The sequence below is a fragment of the Lonsdalea britannica genome, from assembly GCF_946477055.1.
Taxonomy (GTDB): domain Bacteria; phylum Pseudomonadota; class Gammaproteobacteria; order Enterobacterales; family Enterobacteriaceae; genus Lonsdalea; species Lonsdalea britannica_A.
Window position 1 is genome coordinate 1 of sequence record NZ_CAMKXG010000147.1, and the last position, 8,899, is coordinate 8,899.

3 protein-coding genes are annotated in these 8,899 nt (G+C 64.6%); all 3 read right to left on the reverse strand.

What is annotated here, in order from left to right; genetic code table 11:
• Positions 1–66: 66 nt before the first annotated feature.
• The 3 genes from Q7O77_RS10960 to Q7O77_RS10970 are packed head-to-tail and all read right to left on the reverse strand — an operon-like array spanning position 67 to position 8,853.
• Complete coding sequence (locus Q7O77_RS10960) at positions 67–843, reverse strand: efflux RND transporter periplasmic adaptor subunit (protein ID WP_304166929.1); 777 nt, start codon at positions 841–843, stop codon at positions 67–69.
• Entirely contained in the window at positions 840–2,531 is a 1,692-nt protein-coding gene (locus Q7O77_RS10965; RefSeq protein ID WP_304166933.1) for a TolC family protein, read from the reverse strand. The genes Q7O77_RS10960 and Q7O77_RS10965 overlap by 4 nt, the downstream gene beginning before the upstream one ends.
• A gap of 58 nt (positions 2,532–2,589) precedes the next feature.
• Positions 2,590–8,853 (reverse strand): putative Ig domain-containing protein, encoded by a 6,264-nt coding sequence (locus Q7O77_RS10970; RefSeq protein ID WP_304166931.1) that lies wholly within the window; start codon positions 8,851–8,853, stop codon positions 2,590–2,592.
• Between the last annotated feature and the right edge of the window lie 46 nt (positions 8,854–8,899).

Below are 8,899 nucleotides of genomic sequence, written 5' to 3' on the forward strand. Positions count from 1 at the left end.
CGGCAGCGGCTTTCCAACTGCAACAGCTCCGCCATCAGCCGCAGGCGTTGATCCGCGTCGTCGCGATCACGGCTCATGGCTGACCGCCTCTGCGGCGGGCGTCGGCGGCGACATTCGCGCCGTTCCGCTCATGCCCGGCAACAGTCCCGCGCTGTCCTGCGTAATGCGCCCGAAGACTTTGACCGACTGACTCACCGGGTCGACGGCCGACGAAATCCGGCTGACCTCCGCCGTATAGTTGAGGCCGGTTTCATCCAGCGCGACCGTGAACGGCGAGCCTGTCCGCAGCCAGACCAGCCAGCGCGACGGGACGATCATTTCCAGCTCGAAGGCGCTGTCGTCATAGATCGTCAGCAACTCTTTACCTTCCGGCACGGATTCCCACTGCCTGACCCGCGTTTCGATCACCCGGCCGGAAAACGGCGCCTCAACCTTACAGCGCTTGAGCATCGCCTGATTAACGCCGCTCTCCGCCCGAGCCATCGCCACCGCCGAACGGGCCTGATCCACATCCGACACGCTGATGGAGTTCAGACTGTCCAGCCGGTTGGCGACGGACAGCTTTTTACGGGCCGCGTTTTCTGCGGCCGTGGAGTAGTTCAGCTTTTCCTGCAATACCGCGCAGTCGAAGGTCAGCAGCGTCTCCCCGGCGTTGAAACGGTCGCCCTCTTTGACCGCCAACTGTGTCACTTTGGCCGCGATGCCGCTGGCGAGCGTCGTATGGCGCACCGCGCTCAGCTGCACCCGCAGGGTTTCGCCGTCTTCGGCGTAGGCGGGTGGCGCAGCGAGCAGCCAGACAAGCCCGCACAGGGACGGCCAGCGCATCGCCGTCAATCGCGTCATTCACTGCCTCCCGATAGCGATTGCAGGTTCTGCCACATATCGCTGCCGACCACGCGGTAGGCGCCTTCACTGGCGGCCGCCGGACGGCTAGCGGCCGTGGGCGCAGAAGCCAGCGCCACCGCCGGAACCGCTTTCGACGCGGGCGTGGAAGCCGGTTGCATCGTCGGCACCGGCAGCGCGCCAGTCTCTATCTGCCGCGTCGTTCTGGCGATATTGCCGCTGAGTGCCGCCAGGCTGACGTCGCTGATGCGATCGGGCAAAACATCCAGCCCAGCCGTTTGGTATACGGTCCCCAGCGCATTCTGCACCGCGGCGAAACTGCGGTCGCGCGCGCGGGTGGTCAGAATGGTTTCGGTGCTGACGCGCACCTGCTCCATCTGCGTCGCCGCCTGATTGTGATAGTTAAGATCGGTCTGATGCATGATGCCCTGCTGCACCCGAGCCAGCTCCTGATAGCGGTTGAACATGCGGGTGCTCTGCTGATACTCCTGCCAGGCGACGTTCACCTGCGTCAGTACCGCCATGCGCACCGCCATCCTGCGGGCTTCCGCCAGCTGCTCGTTCGCCTCGCCCGCCCGTTTCACCGCTGGCCACGCCAGTACGTTCAACAGATTGCCGCTCACCTGCGCACCGGCGCTGGCCCACTCGTGATTGACCAGATAGCTGTTGCTGTCGCCGTTGATACCGGCGAACAACGAGATGCCGGGCAGCAGCCGCAGCAGCGATTTACGCGTTTCCAACACGGCATTGCGTGCCAGATAGCTCTCTTCGCGAATCTCGGGGCGGTTGACCATGGAGAAGCTTTCCAGATCCGCCAGCGAATACGGCAGCGGGACCGCTTTCAGGCTCTGCTCAGGCGGCGTCGTCAGCGTAATCTGGCTGGACGGCGGCAGATTCATTAATGATGACAGGCGCGATTTAGCCAGCGCGAGGTCGCTGTCCACCACCTCCAGCTGCCGCACCATCTCCAGCATGTTCTTTTGGAAGCGCAGCGCCTCCACCGGAGCCAGCAGGCGCTCGCGTTCGGTCTGGCGCGCATACTCCAGCGTCTGACGCGCCTGCGCCAACGCGCGCGTGACCTCCGGCTGCAACCGCTGCGCGGTCGAGGCTTCCCAGTAGGCGGTACGCACCTGACGCGTGATATCCGCCACCACCTTACGGCGACGCTCTTCCGCCGCCAGCGTTTTATTCGCCTGTACGCGGGCGTTGAAATAGCTGATACCGAAGTCGAGCACATTCCAGGTCAGCGACAGGTCGGCGCTGCGCAACGTCTGGTCCTGACTGGTGGAGGCTTCCAAAGACTGTTCGCCGGTGGAGACCGACTGGCTGCTGGAACCGGCCACGTTGTCGCGGGTTTGCAGCCCGGCTCGCGCCGCCAGTTTGGGCAGCATGTCGAGACTCGATACGCCCAGCAGATGGTCCTCCACCGCCTGTTCCATCAGCGCCACCCGCTGCTGCAGGTTGTATTTCAGCGCGCGGGCGATGGCTTCATCCAGCGTGACGATGCCGTGAATCGGCTCCTGCTGCGCGAACATCCGCGTTTTATCGCTGAGTGCCTGCGCTACCTGTTGTTCCGGGGTCAGCGCCTCCGGCTGCACCGCGCAGCCCGCCAGCGACAGGCAGGCCAGTGCGACCGCCCACGACAGCCGCTGCCGATGGTCCCCCGTTGTTGCATCGGTTAACCCCACCAGAGGTGATAACGAATTGAAATAACTCACCTGGGAACTCCCCATTTTATTATTGAAGTTATGAATTGTGATTGGCGCTGCGAGCCTGTTCGTCCGCCGCCAGCGACGTCACCGCCTGCAACAAGGCAGCACGTGCGTCGTCCTCAGCGGTTAATGTCTGGGAGAACGCCGCTCTGGCGCGATCCGGCGCGGCGACGTCCGATGCGCCGCGCTGCGCACTCACGCGTTCGGCGCTATGTGCCGCCGGTGGTGGAGGCGTAGCGACAGCCGTTTTCCCGACCTCAATGCCCGGCTGCCCGTCTCTGATCGTCAGCAGTTGAGAGGGCGAGCCGTCGCGCGTTTCCAGCATCAGCTGAATCTGGCCGACCTGCGGTGCGGCATCCGTGATACGTACAACGCCATGCCGGGCATCAAACTGCAGCCACGCGGGCAATGGACGCCCGTTAGCCAGACGAACGCCGATAACCTCGCGGGCGGCCTGCGTCCCCCCCTGCGAATCCGGTAGCGTGAACTGCCACCCGCCTCGACCGTCGGGCTGCCAGCGACCTTCCCAGGCCGTGACATCCCCCTGAGCCGCGGCGAGAACGTCTTGCCCGTCGAGCGCGGAGAAATCCACCGTTTCCAGCTCCGGCATCAGGCTGGCCACTACCGGCTCCAGCCGCCAGGGCACGGACGCATAGTTCAACGGGCCATTGCCCAATGCGGTGGCTCGCGTTTCCGAGAACAACGCCATAGTCGTTGCGCCGGGCGCCGGGCGCGAACCGCTAAAGGCATTCGGCGGCGTCCCCGCAGACGACGCGGGTGGAGCATCGAAAAGAGGACGTCCCGGCAGGATCACCGGATTAACACCGGTTTCAGGCGTGGGAATCGCGGCAGGTGGGGGCGTCTCAGGCGTCGGAACTTCCGGTTGCGGCGTTTCTGGCTGCGGAATTGGAAGCTCAGGCTCCGGTTCCGGGATCGGCGGCGTCTCCGGCTGGCTCGCCTGTGGATTTACGATCAGCGTCAGCGTTCGTTCGGCCTGACCGCCTGCGCCGTCTTCTACGCGCACCGTCAGCGTCACCTCACCCGCGCCCAGCGGTGTTCCGGAAATCGTGCGGGTCGCGGCGTCGAAAGCCAGGCCTTGCGGCAGGCCCGACAGGCTCCAGCTCAGGGGATCGCCGTCCGCATCAGTGAATAACGTCTCGGGCAGCGTTACGCGGTAAAACGCGCCGTCGGTGGCGCTGTCGGGAACAAAGTCTGTTTCGACGACAACGGGCGCCGTGTTGACCGGGGTCACCGCGCTGACGGCAACGATGACCGTCGCGCTCGCCTGGCTCCCGTCCTGCGCCGTATAGGCGACGGAAACCGTGACGCTCTCCGCCCCGCTGCCGGTATTGACGTAGCCAATGCGGTGCAGCACCGACCCCACCTGCGGCCAGCTCGCGCCCTCGCCGAACGTGATGACCCACTGGCCCTCGCTGACGGTCACCACGGCGACCGCGTTGCCGCCGCTGTCAATCACGCCGGTCGCGCTGTCGTACTGGTAATACGCATCGTCTAGGAAGCTAAAGACGTCTTCGCTGCTGGCGCCGCCTGCACGGACGACGGTCAGAGTCGCGCCGCCGTAGCTGTCCAGAGGGGTGACGCCGTCCTGCGTGATAGCGCTGTCGATCACCAGCTGAATCGGAGCCTCGCCCGGCGTATAGCTGCCGGTGGTTTCCTTGAGATCGACGACAATCGGCGTGCCGGGCGCTTCACCGCCGCCGCTATCATCATCGCCGCCGTCGCTGTCCTGTGCGGAGAACACCACTACCGCGCCCGAATCGGCGTTGGTCACATAGACTGAACGCCCGTCGGCCGACACGGTGATGTTGGCGACGCCGCCGAGCATGGAATTCAACGCCTCATGGCTGAAACGGCCGCTTTCCGTCAGCAGTCCGGTCGTCGAATCCCGGCGGTAAACAACCAGCGTATCCGTACCCGCGCCGCTCAATACGTAGACCGCGTTACCGTCCGCCGAGACCGCTATATCGGTCAGATTGCTGCCCACCGAGACCGTGCCGACCTCGTTCAGCGCGCCGTCTGCGCCCACGCTATAGATGACGATGTTGCTGCCGTTCTGATTAAAATTGACGGTATACAGGAAACCGCCGTCGGGCGAGATTGCCGCATCCATCACATTGTTGCCCGCCGTATTGCTGCTCTCGCGGACATGGCTCAATGCGCCCGTGTCGGCGCTGCGGGTAAAGGCGAAGACGCGCCAGCCGTTGCCGACCGTGACATACACAGCCGTGCCGTCGGCCGATACGGCCACGCTGTAGGCGCCGTCCCAGCCGTTGGTATTGGTGTCGTAGCTGCCGACCAGCGTCACGCTGTTGTCAGCGGCGTTACGCTGGAATGCCAGCACTTTGCCCGCTGAGGTGGCGGCATACACGGACAAGCCGTCGGCCGATGCGGCCAGTTCGGTTATCCCCGTCACGTCGCCGCTGTCCGTGCTATCGAATGTCGCCCACTGAGCCAGTGCGCCGCTGTCCGGATCGCGGCCGTAGACCACGAGACTCCCGCCGCCGTCGCCCGCGACGTAAACCAGCCCGCCGTCGGCGGATACCGCGATAGACGTGGCTCCCGCCAGCGCGCTGTCCGTCAGCGTCAGGCTATCAATCAGGGTCAGCCCGCCCGTGGCGGTATCGCGCTGATAGACCTGCAGCACGCCATCGCCCAGCACGTAAAGCTGAGTGTCGTCCGGAGACAGCGCAGAGGCCCGCGCGCCGACACCGCTGAGCACCGCATCCAGCGTCAGTTCGCTGCTGATCACATCGGCCAGTTCCACGTCTGGCAAGGGCAGCTCGCTGCCGCCCGGTTCGCCGCTTTCTCCGGTGATGGTCAATGTCACCTCGCGAGACGCGGTCGCGCCCGCCGCATCGGTCACGGTGAGGGTCAGCACATAACTGCCCGCCGTGCTGGCGCGACCGGACAATGTGCGGCTGTCGCTGTCAAACGACAGTCCGTCGGGCAGCCCCGACAGGCTCCAGATCAGGGTGTCGTCATCGGCGTCGCTAAACAGCGACGTGGGCAACGTCACACTGTAATCGCTGCCCGCCGCAACGGACGCCAGACTGAAATCGTCCTCGTTCGCCACCGGCGCATCGTTGATTTCGTCGATGGTCATCTTCAGGCTGACGGCGCTGGCGGTATATTCGTCGCTCACGGTGAGCGTCAGCGTCATGCTGCTGCCGGGGTCGCTGCTGGTGTTGGTATAGGCGATCTGCTGCAACACCTGATTGGCGACGGCCGTCGTCACATCGGCGGTGAACGTGATGATCAGCGTTCCGTCAGCGCTGACGAACGTGCCGATGGCGACCGCATCGAGATAGAGCGTGCCGTCGACCAGCGTCAGACCGTGGCCTTCGATGAAGCCGTAGGTGTCGACGGCATCGGCACCGCCGTCCCGAACCAAGGTCAGACTGGCGCCGTTGTAGTTGCCCTCACCCGCCGCCAGCACATCGTAATCGGCATCGGCCAACGTCAGCTGGGAGGCGGGCTGGATCGTGCCGCCTTCCTGATACGCCACGGCGGTATCGCCCGTCGCGCCTATCATCCGCAGCCCAGGAGCGAAATAGAGGTTGGGGCCAGCGTAGATCGACCGCCCGTCGGGGCTGACCACAATCCGCGTCGCGCCACCGCTCATCGCCACGACATTCGCCAGCGACGGCGCGCCGTCGCCATCAACCGCGTATACGGCCAGATTGGAACTGGCGCCGCCCACCACGTAGAGGGCGCTGCCGTCAGCCGACAGCGTGATGCCATGTGGGAACTGCCCCAGCGCCGAATAGGCGTCCAACGTGCTGACCAGCGTCAGCATGTTGTTTTCGCGGCTATATTGCAGCGTGGTCAGAAAACCGTTGGTGGTCACCAGATAGACATGACCGTCGTCGGAGACGGCCAGCGAGCTGGCGCCGGTGAACGCGTTCGCATTGCTCAGCCCCGCGACATTGCTGGCCGTCCCGGCGCTGTCGGTATAGGTCAACGTCGAGCCGCCGCGCGTCAGCTGACCGACGAACGTCAGACTGCCGTCCCCGGCGGCGGTATAGAGCGTCAATCGGGCGCCGCTCAGCACATACACCGTGCCGTCGCGGCCGATCTGCATGCCGACGGCCGTGCTGTAACTGTCGCTGTAGCTGCCGATGACGCTGAGCGTGCCGTCATCGCCCGCCGCATAGGCGTAGATCGTGGTGGCGGAAAGCGCATACAGCGCGCCGCCTTCCTCCGTCACCGCTAACGTCAGGACTTTTTCGTTCGGGCCATCAAACTGTCCGGCCAGATTCAGCGCGCCGCTGTCGGCGTCGACATCAAACACGCTGAGGGTATAAGCGCTGCTGCTGCCGTCCGCGCCATAGCCCGCCAGATAAAGCCGGGCGCCGTCGGCCGAAAAAGCCATTGAGGTGATGCCGGACAGGCCGTCGACCTCGATGCCGTTGCTGTCGTCGCCGTCGTCGCTCGTTCCCTGCGTGAAGGTTTGCAGCAGCGTCAGCGCGCCGGTGGTGGTGTCCCGCTGGTAGACGCTGAGGTAGCTGGTGCCGTTGCCGTTATTGCTGGTGCTGCCCGCGATCATCAGCGTCGCGCCGTCGTCGGACATCGTGATGCTGTTGACATAGTAGCCATAGCCGCTGAGCGCGCCATCGCTGGCGTAAACGAGGGCGCTGGCGTCGGCGCTCAGCGTGGGCGCGCGGTTTTCGGCCTCGGCCTGAGAGACGACGCGCAGCGTGGCGGTCGTTGACGCGCTAAGCCCGGCGGAGTCCGTCGCCGTGACGATAACCGTGTAAGAGCCGACCAGCGCCGAGGCGCCGCCAAGAGTCAAGGTGGTGGCGTCGAAGACAATCCCCTCCGGCAGACCGCTAACGCTCCAGGTAAGCGTATCGCCGTAACGTGCATCCGGATCGCTAAACAGCCCGCTGTCCAGCGTGACGCTATACGACGTATTTTCAGTCGCGGGGGTCAGCACAAATGCCGCGCCGTCATTGACCGTCGGCGCCCGGTTATCCACCTGATCCACCACCAGATCCAGCGTGACTGACGCACTGCCACCCACGGTATCCGTCACCGTCACGGTCATGGCGTACGTCCCGGTTTCCGTCGCCGCGCCGGACAACGTTCGGGTGTTGGCATCGAACGTTATGCCCGGCGGCAGTCCGCTCACACTCCAGGTGAGCACATCGCCGTCCGCATCGGTGAACAGGTCCGGCGAAAAGGTGAACTGGTAGTCAGTTTCACTGGTCGCCACGTCCGGTACCGCATCACTGGCGGCGTCGGGATTGATCAGCGGCGAGGTGTTGATACGGATCGTCACGACCTGGGTATCGCTGTTTAGCGCCCCGTCGTTGCCGGTCACGCTGAGCTGAATCAGACTGCCTGCGGCGGCCACGTCGTTGGCGTAAGTGATTTGATGCAACGTCTGATTGGCGACGGCGGTGGTGACGTCGGCGGTGAACGTCAGCGTCAGGCCCCCCTCCGCGCCTACGGCGAAGCGGGCGATTTCACCGCCGTTCAGAGCGATGATGCCGTCGGCGTAGCTGAGTCCGTTACCGTTGGCGAAGCCGAAAACGCCGCCCGCGACCGAGGCGCTGACAAGCAGACTGGCGCCGTTATAGTTGCCGCTGCCGCCCGCCAGCGCATCGTTATTGCCGTCCGACAGCGTCAGGCCATCCAGCGCGCTGACCGGCGTGCCCTCTAAGGTGTACGGGAGAGCGTAGCGATAGCTGACCAACGTGCCGCTTCCTACCGTCAGCAGCGCACCGTCGCGCACCGTCAGTGCGCTACCGCCCGCGCCGGTCACGGCGGCGCTGGCGGTAAGACTGCCGTCCGCATTCACGGAATAGATCTGCATCGTCCCGCTCGTCGTCGTGGCATAAAGCAGAGTACCGTCGTCGCTCAGCGCGATGTCGCTCAGACCGGACAGACTTTCGCTGTCGATGGCCGTCAGGCTGGCACCGCTGAAACGATAGGCGCTGAGGCTGCTGGTGGTCTGATTGGCGACATACACCACGCTGGCATCTGGCGATATGGCCAAATGCGCGTAAGACGTCGTCCAGTTCCACTCGTCGATGGACAGTTCGGTCACCAGCGTCAGCGTCGTGCCGCTGCGGCTATACACCGCCAGCGTCTGCGTCATCCCCGGCGCGATCGCAAACAGGTAATCGCCGGACATCGCCGCCACCGCAGAGCGGCTGACATTGTCGGTCAGGCGCGTCAGATCATTCAGCGCGCCGCTGTCGCCATCGACCGTATAGACATAAATCCCGTTGTACTGACTGCCGACGAACAGCAGGCTGCCGTCGTCCGACAAGGAAACGCTGATACCTGTCTCTTATACACATCTCCGAGCCCACGAG